14 protein-coding genes are annotated in these 13,244 nt (G+C 65.8%); 11 read left to right on the forward strand and 3 right to left on the reverse strand.

Annotated elements, in window-relative coordinates:
• The first annotated feature begins 93 nt into the window (after positions 1-93).
• Together NXT3_RS04120 and NXT3_RS04125 are read left to right on the forward strand one after the other, a co-directional pair.
• Positions 94-714: a hypothetical protein gene (locus NXT3_RS04120; RefSeq protein WP_037413263.1), complete on the forward strand. Its 621-nt coding sequence runs from the start codon at positions 94-96 to the stop codon at positions 712-714.
• Between the two features lie 3 nt (positions 715-717).
• The gene (locus NXT3_RS04125) at positions 718-1,197 is read left to right on the forward strand and encodes a GNAT family N-acetyltransferase (protein WP_037379067.1); all 480 of its coding nucleotides are present in this window, start codon (positions 718-720) and stop codon (positions 1,195-1,197) included.
• 9 nt (positions 1,198-1,206) lie between these two features.
• On the opposite strand, the gene NXT3_RS04130 is transcribed toward NXT3_RS04125, so the two are convergent.
• Positions 1,207-1,656 carry a nucleoside deaminase gene (locus NXT3_RS04130; RefSeq protein WP_037413264.1) on the reverse strand — a complete coding sequence of 150 codons (450 nt, stop codon included), beginning with the start codon at positions 1,654-1,656 and terminating at the stop codon, positions 1,207-1,209.
• 72 nt (positions 1,657-1,728) lie between these two features.
• Between NXT3_RS04130 and NXT3_RS04135 the strand changes: the two genes are divergently transcribed.
• From NXT3_RS04135 to NXT3_RS04145, 3 genes are all read left to right on the forward strand, one after another.
• Positions 1,729-3,570, forward strand: a complete 1,842-nt coding sequence (locus NXT3_RS04135; RefSeq protein ID WP_104838826.1) for a pseudouridine synthase — start codon at positions 1,729-1,731, stop codon at positions 3,568-3,570.
• A 6-nt stretch (positions 3,571-3,576) separates the two neighbouring features.
• The gene (gene rsmD / locus NXT3_RS04140) at positions 3,577-4,137 is read left to right on the forward strand and encodes a 16S rRNA (guanine(966)-N(2))-methyltransferase RsmD (protein WP_037413266.1); all 561 of its coding nucleotides are present in this window, start codon (positions 3,577-3,579) and stop codon (positions 4,135-4,137) included.
• An 82-nt stretch (positions 4,138-4,219) separates the two neighbouring features.
• Positions 4,220-5,104, forward strand: coding sequence for a patatin-like phospholipase family protein (locus NXT3_RS04145; protein ID WP_097526333.1), 885 nt, complete (start codon positions 4,220-4,222; stop codon positions 5,102-5,104).
• 27 nt (positions 5,105-5,131) lie between these two features.
• Here the strand turns inward: NXT3_RS04145 and NXT3_RS04150 are convergent, their stop codons facing one another.
• Entirely contained in the window at positions 5,132-6,988 is a 1,857-nt protein-coding gene (locus NXT3_RS04150; protein ID WP_097526332.1) for a monovalent cation:proton antiporter-2 (CPA2) family protein, read from the reverse strand.
• Positions 6,989-7,140: 152 nt separating this feature from the next.
• Between NXT3_RS04150 and NXT3_RS04155 the strand changes: the two genes are divergently transcribed.
• From NXT3_RS04155 to lpxK, 6 genes are all read left to right on the forward strand, one after another.
• A complete protein-coding gene (locus NXT3_RS04155) occupies positions 7,141-8,487 on the forward strand; it encodes a TldD/PmbA family protein (RefSeq protein ID WP_037413269.1) in 1,347 nt (448 codons plus the stop codon).
• Positions 8,488-8,551: 64 nt separating this feature from the next.
• The gene (locus NXT3_RS04160; RefSeq protein WP_104838827.1) at positions 8,552-9,370 is read left to right on the forward strand and encodes a 3'(2'),5'-bisphosphate nucleotidase CysQ; all 819 of its coding nucleotides are present in this window, start codon (positions 8,552-8,554) and stop codon (positions 9,368-9,370) included.
• Between the two features lie 58 nt (positions 9,371-9,428).
• Positions 9,429-9,665, forward strand: a complete 237-nt coding sequence (locus tag NXT3_RS04165) for a DUF4170 domain-containing protein (protein WP_104838828.1) — start codon at positions 9,429-9,431, stop codon at positions 9,663-9,665.
• Positions 9,666-9,698: 33 nt separating this feature from the next.
• Complete coding sequence (gene waaA / locus NXT3_RS04170) at positions 9,699-11,012, forward strand: lipid IV(A) 3-deoxy-D-manno-octulosonic acid transferase (RefSeq protein ID WP_104838829.1); 1,314 nt, start codon at positions 9,699-9,701, stop codon at positions 11,010-11,012.
• Positions 11,013-11,026: 14 nt separating this feature from the next.
• Entirely contained in the window at positions 11,027-11,731 is a 705-nt protein-coding gene (locus NXT3_RS04175) for an HAD family hydrolase (RefSeq protein WP_037413274.1), read from the forward strand.
• A gap of 134 nt (positions 11,732-11,865) precedes the next feature.
• Positions 11,866-12,912 carry a tetraacyldisaccharide 4'-kinase gene (gene lpxK, locus NXT3_RS04180; RefSeq protein ID WP_037413275.1) on the forward strand — a complete coding sequence of 349 codons (1,047 nt, stop codon included), beginning with the start codon at positions 11,866-11,868 and terminating at the stop codon, positions 12,910-12,912.
• A gap of 5 nt (positions 12,913-12,917) precedes the next feature.
• Here lpxK and NXT3_RS04185 read toward each other — a convergent pair whose 3' ends face one another.
• A complete protein-coding gene (locus NXT3_RS04185; RefSeq protein WP_037413276.1) occupies positions 12,918-13,151 on the reverse strand; it encodes a DUF2093 domain-containing protein in 234 nt (77 codons plus the stop codon).
• Positions 13,152-13,244: the final 93 nt, after the last annotated feature.

The following is a 13,244-nucleotide window of genomic DNA, read 5'->3' on the forward strand; positions in this document are numbered from 1 at the left end:
GGTACAACCTGCCCGAAATTTGGCGGATTTTTCCGCCATGGGGGCGTTTAATGGCCGCGGCGGGCGCGGTGCGGCGGGGCTTAAGGGAACTTTATGGAAATGACGCGAGCGTTGCGGGTGTCTGCGAGCATTGCTGCTGTCGTGGCGGGGAGCCTGGCGCTTTCCGGCTGCATCGGCGGCCCGACCTACGGCACGGACAAGACGGCCGGCGAACAGCTCGTCGACGATCTCGGCAGCGCCATCAGCCTGGCGCCGCCGAAAAAGGATCCGGTCAAGTACCAGCCGCGCGCCGGCCTTGTGTTGCCGCCGCAGGGAGAGCAGGCTTCGCTCATCCAGCCGCAGCAGTCGCTCGCAAGTCGCGAAACCAATCCCGAGTGGGTCGAGTCCCCCGAGGAGGTGCGCGAGCGCCTGCGCGAAGAGGCCGACGCCAACAAGAACAATCCGAACTACGTCTCGCCGCTTGCCAAGGCAAGCGCCAACGGCCGCCGTCTTTCTGCCAAGGAGCAGCAGGCGGCCTATCGCGAGGCCCGCAAGATCGAGATGGGCGCCTATTCCGACAAGCGCCGTTTCCTGAGCGACCCGCCGCTCGAGTATCGCCGGCTGCCCGAGGCCTCGGAAACGGATCTCGGCGAGCCGGAGAAGGACAAGGAGCGCCGGCGCAAGAAGGCGGCGCAAGTCGCCAACAGTGGCAGCAAGTGGTACTGGCCGTTCTAAGCCATGGCCATCAGCATTCGCGATGCGGTCCCGGCCGATGCGGCAACGATCCTGCGCTTCATCACCGACCTCGCCATCTATGAGAAGGCCGAGGACGAGGTCGAGGCGACTGTCGAACTTCTGACGGATTCGCTCTTCGGGACCGGCTCGGTCAGCCGGGCGATCATCTGCGAGGTCGATGGCGCGCCGGCCGGCTTCGCCATTTGGTTCTACAACTATTCGACCTGGCAGGCGCGCAAGGGTCTCTATCTTGAAGATCTGTATGTTACGCCCGAGCACCGCGGCTCGGGAGCGGGCAAGATGCTGCTCAAGCACCTGGCCCGTATCGCGCTTGCCGAGGGCTGCGGCCGCTTCGAGTGGAGCGTTCTCGATTGGAACGAGCCGGCGATCCGTGTCTACGAGGCGATCGGCGCCGAGCCGCTCTCGGAGTGGACGCGCTACCGGCTGACGGGCAAGGAGCTTGAGGCGCTCGCCTCCAGCTGACTGTTGCTATCATCGCCGGGCGGCGAAAAAACCGCGAAGCAGCTCGGCCGCCTCGCGTTCGCCGAGGCCGGAATAGACGTCCGGCACATGATGGCAGGTCGGCGAGCCATAGAACCTGACGCCACTTTCGACGGCGCCGCCCTTCGGGTCCTCGGCGCCGTAGTAGAGGCGGCGTATGCGGGCAAACGAGATTGCCGCCGCGCACATGGTGCAGGGTTCGAGCGTCACATAGAGATCGGCGCCGGAGAGCCGCTCGTCGCCGACGGCGGCCGCCGCCTGGCGGATCGCCTCGATCTCGGCATGGGCCGTAATGTCCCGCAATTCGCGCGTGCGGTTCCCGGCCGCAGCGACGACTTCGCCGTCGAGCACGACGACGGCGCCGATCGGCACTTCGCCGCGCGCCGCCGCCTTCCGGGCTTCGTCTAGCGCCGCATCCATGTAGCGCGTCGTTTCCGCCATCACTTGCTCATAATTTCTCTTAACCCGTGGCCTTCGACCTGATAGGACAGCCGCAAAAGGCAGGCAACAGAAATGACATCCAAAGACAAGTCCACCGGGCCCGGCAAGGGAAAAGGTCGGAAAGGCAATTTTCCTTCAGGCGAGAAGAAGGCCAACGCGGCACGGCCCGGCAAGGGCGCGGCGCCGGGAGCCGACGTCGGCGCCGACGAGCCGCAACGCATCTCGAAGATCCTGTCGCGCGCCGGCGTCGCCTCGCGCCGCGACGTCGAGCGGATGATCATGGAAGGGCGCGTCAAGCTTAACGGTGTCGTGCTCGAAACCCCGGTTGTCAATGCGACGCTTGCCGACAGGATCGAGGTCGACGGCCATCCGATCCGCGGCATCGAGCGGACGCGCCTGTGGCTCTATCACAAGCCGGCCGGCCTGGTAACGACCAACGCCGACCCTGAAGGCCGTCCCACCGTCTTCGACAACTTGCCGGACGAGTTGCCGCGGGTGCTGTCGATCGGCCGCCTCGACATCAATACAGAGGGCCTGCTGCTCCTCACCAACGACGGCGGGCTGGCGCGCGCGCTCGAATTGCCGGCCACCGGCTGGCTGCGGCGGTACCGCGTCCGCGCCTATGGCGACATCGATCAGCAGGAACTCGATCGTCTGAAGGATGGCATCGCCGTCGACGGCGTCCTCTATGGTGCGATCGAGGCGACGCTCGACAGGGTCCAGGGTTCCAACGTCTGGATCACCATGGGCCTGCGCGAAGGCAAGAATCGCGAGATCAAGAACGTGCTTGGGGCGCTCGGCCTCGACGTGAACCGCCTGATCCGCATTTCCTATGGCCCGTTCCAACTCGGCGAACTGCCCGAGGGGCACGTCCAGGAAATCCGCGGCCGCACGCTCAGGGATCAGCTCGGTCCGCGCCTGATCGCGGAATCGAAGGCGAATTTCGACGCGCCGCTCTACAATGATCAGCCCGCCGCAGAGGAGAGGGAGGTCCACAGCGAGGACCTTCCTGAAAAGGGCAAGCCGCAACGCGGCGCCTGGCGTGAAAAGCCCGAGGACAAGCGCGAACGGGCGCTTGCTCGCCTTGATACCCAGCGTGACGACGGCCGCTCCCGCGATCGCCGCGATCGTCCCCGCGAAAAATTCGAGGATCGCCCGGCCCGGGCGCCGGCGAAACGCAGCCGCACGGCGAATGTCTGGATGGCCCCGGGTGCCCGCCCAGTCGCCGAAAAGAAGCCGAAGGCGGCCGAGGACGATGCTTCGCCGAAACCCGCCCGTCGCGAGCGCCCGGAGGGTGCGCCGAAGACCAAGCGTTACGGCCGCACGAAGGATGGCGCGGCCACGAAGACTTCGGCAAAGTTCGATCCCGACCGCAAGGCAAGTGCCGGCAAGGGTGCTGCTCGGCCGGACCGCGCCCCGCGTCCGCCGGTCAAACGCGCCGATGAGGATGGCGACTGGATCAGCGCCAGCGAACCGGTCCGCCGCAAAGACGATGCCCGCGACGGCGGTTTCGAGCGGCGCCGGCCCTTCGATCCCAACGAGCGGAAATCGCGGGATCACGGCGATCGCCCGCCGCGTCGCGAGAGCAGCGAGCGCCCTCGTGGCGAGCGTCCGGCACGGACCGCCGGCGACAAACGCGCATTTTCGGAGAAGCCGCGGACAAGCCGCCGCAAGGACGATGTCCGCGAGGGCCGCGAAGGCGGAGATCGCCCCTTCGGCGACAATCCTCGTGGAAAGCCTGCCAGCGGCAAGCCGGTGGGAGGGAAGTCCTTCGGTCAGCGTTCCGGTGGTCCGCGTGGCGGCAAGCCTGGCGGCGGCAAGCCCGGTGGCGGCAGACCGGGTGGAGGCAAGCCTGCCGGCAGCAAGCCCGGCGGTCGTACGGGCGGCGGCAGGCCGCGCGGCAAGGGGAAGTAACCGGCCGTGCGCGTCGTCGGCGGAGAGTTTCGGGGCCGCACGCTCGCGAGCCCCAAGTCCAACGACATCCGGCCGACCACCGACCGGACGCGCGAGAGCCTGTTCAACATTCTCGGCCACAGCTATCCCGAGGCGCTTGACGGCACCCGGGTCCTCGATCTTTTTGCCGGCACGGGTGCAGTCGGACTCGAGGCCCTGTCGCGAGGCTGCCGCCAGGCGCTCTTCGTCGAACAGGGGGTCGAGGGCCGCGGGCTCATCCGCGTCAATATCGAAACGCTCGGCTTGCAAGGCCGCGCCAAGATCTTTCGCCGCGATGCGGTCGATCTCGGCTCGGTCGGCACGATGGAGCCCTTTCATCTCGTCTTCGCCGATCCGCCCTATGGAAAAGGTCTCGGAGAACGTGCGCTGGAGTCGGCCGTGGCCGGCGGATGGCTCGTCCCCGGCGCTCTCGTGGTGCTGGAAGAGCGGAGCGACGTGCGGCCGCGTTTGTCCGCAGCCTTCGAGCAGCTCGACGATCGCGCCTTCGGCGATACGCGAATGCATTTCTACCGATTTCTAGGCGCCTGATCTAAGTTGGGCGGGCGGTGAGACCCGCCTGATCCCGCCCTTTGGCACCGCTGTAGCGGCGCAGACGGAACGGAGAGCATCGATGGAGCAGCACGTATCTGCGCAGCGCAACAGGCCCGACGGCAGGGACGAGCCGACGATCGCGCTTGCGCTTGGCGGGGGCGGTGCCCGCGGCTTTGCTCATATCCATGTCATCGCGGCGCTGGACGAGATGAGGATCCGGCCTACGGCGATCGCCGGCTCGTCGATCGGCGCGATCATGGGCGCGGGCATGGCGGCCGGCATGACCGGCAAGGAGATCCGGGACTACACGTTTGCGACCGTCGGCAATCGCGGCGAAATTCTGAACCGGCTGTGGCAGCTTCGGCCGAGCAGCCTGTCGGAAGCCGTGTCGAGCGGCTTCCGCCTCGGACAATTCAACATTGAACGGGTGCTGAAAGCCTTTCTGCCGGAGGCGATCCCGCCACACTTTTCCGACCTGCTGATACCGCTGAAAGTCACCGCGACCGATTACTACGGGCAAACCGAGCGCGTCTGTGAACAGGGAGACCTGCACAAAGCGATCGCCGCCTCCTGCGCCCTGCCGGCGATCTTCACGCCGGTGAAGATTGAGGGCCGCGTGATGATCGATGGCGGCATGTACAATCCGGTTCCCTTCGACCACTTGCGTGACCTCGCCGACATCGTCATCGCCGTCGATGTCGTCGGCGGTCCCGATGGGGACGGCAAGACGATTCCGAGCCGCATCGACACCCTGTTCGGCGCGAGCCAGTTGATGATGCAGTCGATCATCGCCATGAAGATGAAGGCCGGCGCCCCCGACATTCTGCTCCGCCCGGATGTCGGCCGCTTCCGTGCCCTGGATTTCCTGCGTGCCCGCGAGGTGCTCGCGGCGACGGCTGCCACGAAGGAGCATTTGAAGCGGGCGCTCTCCGAGCGGATCGAGCAATGGCAAGCGAATCGCTGAATTCCGCCCGCCCCACCGCGTTCCGGTTCAGTCGGCACCGGCCAGCGTTTCGCCGGCTCGTCCATTCTCTGCCGCCGGAAGCTGGGGCAGGATCCGCTCCTCGGTCTCCGCCGTGTGGTTGACGTCCCGCTTCGGCTTGACCAGCGGTTCCGGACGCACCGGCTCTGAATGCAGCATGTGGCGGCCTGCCGTGATGCCCTCGGCCTCCTGCAGCACCAACCGCGCCTCGTCGCGGCGGCGGATGTCGTCCATGATGGCGATCGCCTCCTCGCCGTTGACGCCGAGCGCCTCGATCGTCTTGCGGCCGAACAGCAGCCCGGACTCGAAAGTCTCGCGCAACTCGTATTCGACGCCCTGGGCGCGCAGTTCCAGCGTATGCAGGCGATCGTAGGAACGCGCGAAGATCCGGGCGTTCGGGTATTCCGCCTGCACGAGGCTGATGATCCTGTCGGTGATCTCCTTCTTCTGGGTACAGACCGCGACGATCTTCGCCTTCTCGATGCCGGCCGCCCGCAGAACGTCGAGGCGCGTACCGTCGCCGAAGTAGATGCGGAAGCCGAAGGTCGCAGCCTGGCGGACGCGTGCGGCGGAATGGTCGATAATCGTCACGTCGCGGCCGCCGGCCAGAAGGATCTGCGCGGCGATCTGCCCGAAGCGCGAAAAGCCGATCATCAGGACGTCGGCGCCGGCGCCTTCGAAATTCTCCTCCATCTCGTCTTCCAGATCATCCTGTTCGCGCAGCAGCCGCCTCGAAATGAGCGCCGCAACCGGCGTCAAGGCCATAGAAAGCGTGACGATTGCGACGAGCAGGGAGGCGAGGCCTTGGGTGAAGACGCCGGCAACAGCGGCGGCCGTGAAGAGCACGAAGCCGAATTCGCCGCCCTGCGGCAGCAGCAGGCCGATGCGCACCGCATCATTGTGGTGAGAACCGGTCGCGCGGCAAAGGCCGTAGAGGACCAGGCTTTTCACCACCATCAGCAGCGGCACGGCGACAAGGATCAAGAGATAGTTCTCGGCGACGACGCCGAGTTGCAGCGACAGTCCGACCGCCATGAAGAACAGCGCCTGAAGGATACCGCGAAACGGCTCGATGTCGGCCTCGAGTTCATGGCGGTAGGAGGATTCCGCCAGCAGCACACCTGCAAGGAACGCGCCCATCGCCATCGAAAGGCCGGCCAATTGCATCATCGTCGCCGCTCCCATGACGACGAGCAGCGCGGCGGCGATCATCACGTCGCGGGCCCCTGTGCGGGCGATCACCTGGAACAGCGGATTGAGCAGATAGCGGCCAGCCGCATAGAGAGCGGCAATCGCGGCGATCGCAATTGCGAAGTCTTCGAACGGCGTTGTTGTCGCCTCCGGCGCGCGCGTCGCCATCAACGGGATCAAGGCGAGTAGCGGAACGATCGCCAGGTCCTGGAGCAGGAGGATGGAAAAGGCGCGCTGACCGTAGCGGGTGTTTGTATCGTTGTTCTCTTCGAGGATCTGCATGGCAAAGGCCGTCGACGAAAGCGCCAGGCCGAAGCCGGCAATGACGCTGCCGGCCCAAGGGAGCAGGCCGAAGAACTCGATGAGGAAAGACAGAACGAGGCCTGTCGCCACCACTTGTGCCGTGCCCAGGCCAAAAATGTCGCGCCGCATCTGCCACAGTCGCGACGGCTTCAACTCAAGGCCGATGATGAACAAGAGGAAGACGACGCCGAGTTCCGATACGTGAAGAATCTCTTCGCCCTCGGTAATCGACTGGGCGACCGGGCCGATCACGATGCCTGCCGCGAGATAGCCGAGAATCGTGCCGAGCCCGAGACGCTTGAACAGCGGCGCAGCAACGACGGCGCCGGCGAGCAACATCAGCGCCTGAGTGTAGAGGATCGGTGTCTGCATTGCGCGCGGCTTTCATCATGGAGGCTCTCGAACCTGCCCTTGGCGGGCGCGGCGAGGCGGAATGTCATACTATGCGGAGAGGGGAATCATCGTGATGCCCTTGATGCATGCTCCAGTGCACAATAAATGGGGCAGGAATGAAAGGCCTAATCATGTCCGAGACGATCGATTCCGCCATCCTCGAGAAACGCGCCGCCGAACTGGTGGACCGTGCGCGGCAGGCCGGTGCGGAGGCCGCCGACGCGGTCGTCGTACGCGGCCGCTCCCGCTCGGTTTCGGTGCGGCTCGGCAAGGTCGAGGCGACGGAGGCCTCCGAAAGCGACGATTTTTCGCTCCGGGTCTTCGTAGGGCGGCGTGTCGCCAGCGTCTCGGCCAATCCGGGTTTCGATCTGAAAGTCCTGGCCGAGCGCGCGGTGGCGATGGCCAAGGCCTCGCCGGAGGATCCTTACGCCTCGCTCGCCGATCCAGATCGCCTGGCGAGATCCTATCCGGACCTGGATCTTTTCGACACGCGCGAGGTTTCGAGCGAGGCGCTCACCGAAGCGGCGCTTGCAGCCGAGGCGGCAGCGCTTTCCGTGTCCGGCGTCACCAATTCGAGCGGCGCCAGCGCTTCCGCCGGCATGGGCGGGCTCGTGCTGGTGACGTCGCACGGGTTCTCAGGCTCCTATATGGCGACGCGGTTCGGCCGCTCCGTCAGCGCCATCGCCGGCGAAGGCACCAGGATGGAGCGCGACTACGACTATGACAGCCGGCTCTATTTCGACGAACTCCGCGGCGCCGACGATATCGGACGGGTGGCCGGCGAGCGGGCAGTGGCGCGCCTCAACCCGCGGCAGGTCGCTACCGCCAAGAACGTGACCGTCGTCTTCGATCCGCGCATGGCTCGCGGCTTCGTCGGCCATCTGGCAGGCGCCATCAATGGCGCCTCGGTCGCCCGCAAGACGAGCTTTCTCAGGGACATGATGGGCAAGCAGATCATGAAGGCCGGCATTGCCGTCACGGACGATCCGCAGATCGTGCGCGGTTCGTCGTCGCGCCCCTTCGACGGCGAGGGGGTCTCCGGCTCGAAGCTGTCCATGGTCGAGGATGGCGTGCTGAAGCACTGGTTCCTCTCGACGTCCGCGGCGCGTGAACTGGGGCTGGAAACCAACGGGCGCGGCGTCCGTGGCGGCCCGGCGGTCAATCCGGCCTCCACCAACCTCGCCCTCGAACCGGGCACGATTTCCCGCGACGACCTGATCCGCGGCGTCGGCACGGGAATCTACGTCACCGAGCTCATCGGCCAGGGCGTTAACATGGTGACCGGCGAGTACAGCCGCGGCGCCTCCGGCTTCTGGATCGAGAACGGCGAGATCACCTTCCCCGTCTCGGAGGTGACGATCGCTTCCAATCTCAAGCACATGTTCATGGCCTTGACGCCTGCCGACGACATCGACAGGAAGTTCGGTACGGCCGCACCGACCCTCGCGATCGAGGGCATGACGCTTGCCGGAAGTTGAGTGCGGGACCGTAGGTTCCGCCAGTTGGAGGCGCGGGGAATCGTCTCGGCGCTGAAGGAGTCGAATGTCAGAAGCAGCCCTCCAGACCCGACCCAGCTGGGACGAGGATCTCAAGCTCATCCTTGCCGCAGCGGTGGCAGCAGGCGATACGGCGCTCGGCTATTTCCGAAAGACCGTGGACGTCCGCTGGAAGAATGAGGGCCGCTCCCCCGTGAGCGAGGCCGACCTCGCCGCAAACGATATTCTGAAGACAAGGCTGCTCGCCGCCCGGCCGGACTATGGCTGGCTTTCCGAGGAAACCGACGACGACGCGACGCGCCTTTCCCGCGACACCGTCTTCGTCGTCGATCCGATCGACGGCACCCGTGCCTTCATCTCCGGCAAGGACCTCTGGTGCGTCAGTGTTGCGGTCGTTCACCGGGGCCAGCCGACGGCGGGCGTGCTCTATGCGCCGGCACTCGGAGAAATCTACCAGGCGACCCTTGACGGGGAGGCGCGCAAGAACGATGCGGCGATCAGCGTCCGTGACCCCTTGCCGAACGAGCGGCTGCAGGTGGCGATGGCCGAGGACATCGCCGGGAGGCTTGCCGCCCCCTATCGCGGTCGGCTGGCGCGCGTGCCGCACGTGCCGTCGCTCGCCTACCGCCTGGCGATGATCGCCGACGGCCGCATCGACGGCACGATCGTCAAGAAGAACGCGCATGATTGGGATCTGGCCGCCGCCGATCTCGTTCTGGCACGCGCCGGCGGGGCGCTCCGGGGCCTCGACGGTATGCCTCTGTCCTACAATCGCCCCATTGTCAGTCATGGAGTTCTCGGGGCCGGATCCGGGTCGGCGCTGCCTGCATTGCTCGCCGCCTCCAAGCCGTTCGACGCCCATTGACCTTTGGGTGCTAATGCCGCAAACCAACGCCGACGTCTCAAAGAACAATGGGAAAACAATGGCTCAGAATACCGAGAAGAAGCAGCTCTTGCACCTCGTCTTCGGCGGCGAATTGACGACGCTCACCGACGTGCAGTTCCGCGATCTCAACAACCTCGATATCGTCGGTATCTTCCCCGACTACGAGAGCGCCCATGTAGCCTGGAAGGCCAAGGCGCAGATGACCGTCGACAACGCCCATATGCGTTATTTCATCGTCCACATGCACCGGCTGCTCGACCCGCAAAATGATTGATGTCTTGGTGAGCGCGGGTAAGGGCGAGCATTGATGAGCAGCCTGCGCGCACGGCTTGCGCTTTCCACCTATCGCTGGCTCGGCACGGCGATCTACCCGTTCGTCGGACCCTACCTGGCCCTGCGCGCGGCAAAGGGCAAGGAGGATCCGGCCCGTCGCCGCGAGCGCTACGGCCATGCAAGCGCGCTGCGCCCGCCCGGGCCGCTCGTCTGGTTTCATGCCGCGAGCGTCGGCGAAACGGTCGCGGTAACCCCGCTGATAAAGGAAATCCGCCGCCGCGGCATTGCCGTGGTCCTGACCACCGGGACGACCACCTCGGCGCGGGTGGTAGCCGAGCGCCTCGGCAAGGCTGTCATCCATCAATATGTGCCGCTCGATCTCAAGCCGGCCGTCAGCCGTTTCCTCGAATATTGGCAGCCGGACCTGGCGATCATCGCCGAATCCGAAATCTGGCCGATGACGATCGTCGAACTGGGTAGGCGCCACATTCCCCAGGTTCTGGTCAATGCGCGGCTGTCGGACCGGACCTTCGCCCGCTGGAAGAAGCGGCCGTCGCTTGCCGATGCGCTGTTCGAGAACCTGGCGCTCGTGATCGCCCAGTCCGATATCGATGCGGAGCGCTTCCGCACGCTTGGCGCGCTGCCGGTGATGGTCTCGGGCAATCTCAAGGTCGATACCGACGCGCCGCCGCACGACCCGCAGGCGCTTCGCGACTATGCGCAGCAGATCGGTTCGCGCAAGACGTGGGCGGCAATCTCCACTTTCGAGGGCGAGGAAGAGGCGGCCGGGGTTGTCCATCACGCGCTCAAGCCGCGCAACGGCCTCTTGACCATCGTCGTACCGCGCCATCCCGAGCGCGGCGATGCCGTCGAAGCGGCGTTGGCCGCCAAGGGGCTCAAGGTTGCCCGCCGGACGCGGGGCGATCGCCTGACGCCTGACGTCGATATTTTTCTCGGCGACACGATCGGCGAGATGGGGCTCTATCTGCGGCTGACCGAGGTCGCCTTCGTCGGCCGTTCGCTCTTTGCCGAGGGCGGGCAGAATCCGCTGGAGCCGGCCATGCTCGGTTGCGCGGTACTTTCGGGCGGCAACGTCCAGAACTTCCGCGAGACCTACCAGATGCTTGCCATGAACGGCAGCGCCAAGATCGTCCGCGACGTCGAAATGCTGGCGAAGGGAGTCAACTACCTGCTCGGCAACGACGACATGCGTCGCTCGATGATCGACGCGGGGCTTGAGACCGTGCAACAGATGCGGGGCGCATTGACGGCGACGATGAGGGGGCTCGAGCCCTATATTAACCCGCTGGTGGTGAAGGCGCGGCTGGAGCCGCGCGTCGAGAGCTGAAAACGGATGGGACCATGGCTGCGGGCAACGGCATCGCCGGAATATTGTTCGACAAGGACGGCACGCTTCTCGACTACGCGAAGAGCTGGGTTCCCGTGAACTACGAACTGGCGCGAATTGCCGCCAGGGGTGACGATGCGCTCGCAAGAATTCTGCTTCGGGCCGGCGGCATGGACCCGGATACGGGCCACGTCGCACCCGACAGCCTGCTCGCGGCCGGCAACACGGTCGAGATTGCGACCGGCATGGTCGAGGCCGGCGCGCCGTTCACCGTGGAAGAACTGACGGCGCTGTTCGACGGCCTTTTTGCGAGCTCCGCCGACTATGCGGTGCCGGTGACCGACCTCGGCGCCTTTTTCGCTGCCCTCCATGCGAAGGGCTACCGTCTCGGCGTCGCCTCGAGCGACAACGAGCGCTCCATCCGCGAGACGGCGAAGCGCTTCGGCTTCGAGACCTATCTGCACTACATTGCCGGTTACGACAGCGGTTACGGCGTCAAGCCGCAGCCGGGCATGGTGCTCGGCTTCTGCGCCGCGACCGGGCTGACGCCTCAGCAGGTGGCCGTGGTCGGAGACAACAATCACGATATGCATATGGGCCGCGCTGCCGGCGCCGGCCTGACCATTGCGGTTCTGACCGGCACCGGCTCGCGTCAGTCGCTGGCCGGGGCTTCCGACCATTGCCTGGCCGATATCACCGAGCTTGAAGCAGTGCTCTGACTCCGTTGACCGGCTTGCCTTTTTTCGCATTCTGAAGTCTCTTGTGCCGTCGTCGGCCCATGGCCGGCGAGAGACGGGTCAGGAGCGCCTCGCGGCGCATGGAGCAGCAAGAGCCGCGGAGGCAGCATATTCAAATGGTTTCCGAAGCGCCTCCGTTCTGGTGGACAAAGGCCGATTGGCGGGCCTACGCGCTGTGGCCTTTCTCCTGGGTCTACGGCCGCGTCGCCGCCATCCGCATGGACCGGGCGCGCCGCGCCATGCCGCCCGTACCGCTGATCTGCGTCGGCAATTTCACCGTCGGCGGCGCCGGCAAGACGCCGACCGCAATTGCGTTGGCGCAGGCGGCCAAGGCGCGGGGGCTGAAGCCGGGTTTCCTCAGCCGCGGCTATGGCGGCTCCCTGGACGTGACGACAGTCGTCGATCCCGCCCATCACCGGGCCCGGGACGTCGGCGACGAGCCACTGCTGCTTGCGCGAGAGGCCCTGACCGTCGTGTGCCGCCGCCGCGTCGACGGCGCTCGCAGGCTCGCCGCCGAAGGCGCCGACATCATCATCATGGACGATGGCTTCCAGAGCGCTCGCCTCACCTTCGATTTCGCCCTGCTGGTGATCGATTCCGTCCGCGGCATCGGCAATGGCCATCTGGTGCCCTCCGGGCCGGTCAGGGCGCCGATCGCCGACCAGCTTCGCCACGCCACTGCGCTTCTGAAGATTGGCCACGGTCCGGCCGCCGATCGCCTGATCCGCCGTGCGGCGCGCGCCGGCAAGGCCGTCTATGTCGGGGACACGGTGCGGCTTGACGATCAATCGCTGTCCGGCGTCACAGTCCTGGCCTGGGCGGGCATTGCCGACCCGGAGAAGTTTTATCGCACGGTCCGGGAGACGGGTGCAATCGTCGAGGAGACGCGGAGTTTCCCGGATCATCACCATTTTTCAGAGGACGAGATCGCCGATCTCATCGATCATGCCGCAAGCCGGGGCTACACGCTGGTGACCACGGCCAAGGACATGGTCCGCCTCGAGCCCGGCCAAGGGCGAGCGGCGGAACTCGCCGCCAACAGCCGGGTCATCGAGATCGAGGTGCGTTTCGACGATCCGTCAGCGCCCGCCAAGATCATCGAGGCTACGCTTGTCGCGGCGCGGGCACGCAAACTGCATGCGACCGGGAAGGCTTTGAAATAGATGCCTCAGGGCTGTCGTGCGGGCAGCGCCCCGGCACGCCGTTCGGCTTCAAGGGAGGCGGCGGCGTCGATGTAAGGCTCCTGCCGCACCACGCTCCAATAGCGAAGCTCGTCCACCGGGATAGCCTTGCCGGTCGTGGCACAGATGACATGCGAGCCGGCCAGCACGATCTGAAAGTCGCCATCGAGATAACGAATTTTCGCTTCGCGAGAGGAATTTCCGTCAAAGCGGTTCATCATTTGCGTGCTTGCCTCGTCAATGCCCGTTCCATGATCTATCCCGCCGGTCGCCAAAAGACCAGTCGAATTCGAAATCCGCCGCTAACATGGCCG

Source organism: Sinorhizobium fredii (assembly GCF_002944405.1).
GTDB lineage: Bacteria > Pseudomonadota > Alphaproteobacteria > Rhizobiales > Rhizobiaceae > Sinorhizobium > Sinorhizobium fredii_C.

Excerpts from the sequence above, each read along its gene's own strand:
- NXT3_RS04120 (WP_037413263.1), top strand. The coding sequence starts at position 94 with ATGGAAATGACGCGAGCGTTGCGGGTGTCTGCGAGCATTGCTGCTGTC.
- NXT3_RS04125 (WP_037379067.1), top strand. The coding sequence starts at position 718 with ATGGCCATCAGCATTCGCGATGCGGTCCCGGCCGATGCGGCAACGATC.
- NXT3_RS04130 (WP_037413264.1), bottom strand. The coding sequence starts at position 1,656 with ATGGCGGAAACGACGCGCTACATGGATGCGGCGCTAGACGAAGCCCGG.
- NXT3_RS04135 (WP_104838826.1), top strand. The coding sequence starts at position 1,729 with ATGACATCCAAAGACAAGTCCACCGGGCCCGGCAAGGGAAAAGGTCGG.
- NXT3_RS04145 (WP_097526333.1), top strand. The coding sequence starts at position 4,220 with ATGGAGCAGCACGTATCTGCGCAGCGCAACAGGCCCGACGGCAGGGAC.
- NXT3_RS04150 (WP_097526332.1), bottom strand. The coding sequence starts at position 6,988 with ATGCAGACACCGATCCTCTACACTCAGGCGCTGATGTTGCTCGCCGGC.
- NXT3_RS04155 (WP_037413269.1), top strand. The coding sequence starts at position 7,141 with ATGTCCGAGACGATCGATTCCGCCATCCTCGAGAAACGCGCCGCCGAA.
- NXT3_RS04160 (WP_104838827.1), top strand. The coding sequence starts at position 8,552 with ATGTCAGAAGCAGCCCTCCAGACCCGACCCAGCTGGGACGAGGATCTC.
- NXT3_RS04165 (WP_104838828.1), top strand. The coding sequence starts at position 9,429 with ATGGCTCAGAATACCGAGAAGAAGCAGCTCTTGCACCTCGTCTTCGGC.
- waaA (WP_104838829.1), top strand. The coding sequence starts at position 9,699 with ATGAGCAGCCTGCGCGCACGGCTTGCGCTTTCCACCTATCGCTGGCTC.
- NXT3_RS04175 (WP_037413274.1), top strand. The coding sequence starts at position 11,027 with ATGGCTGCGGGCAACGGCATCGCCGGAATATTGTTCGACAAGGACGGC.
- lpxK (WP_037413275.1), top strand. The coding sequence starts at position 11,866 with ATGGTTTCCGAAGCGCCTCCGTTCTGGTGGACAAAGGCCGATTGGCGG.
- NXT3_RS04185 (WP_037413276.1), bottom strand. The coding sequence starts at position 13,151 with ATGATGAACCGCTTTGACGGAAATTCCTCTCGCGAAGCGAAAATTCGT.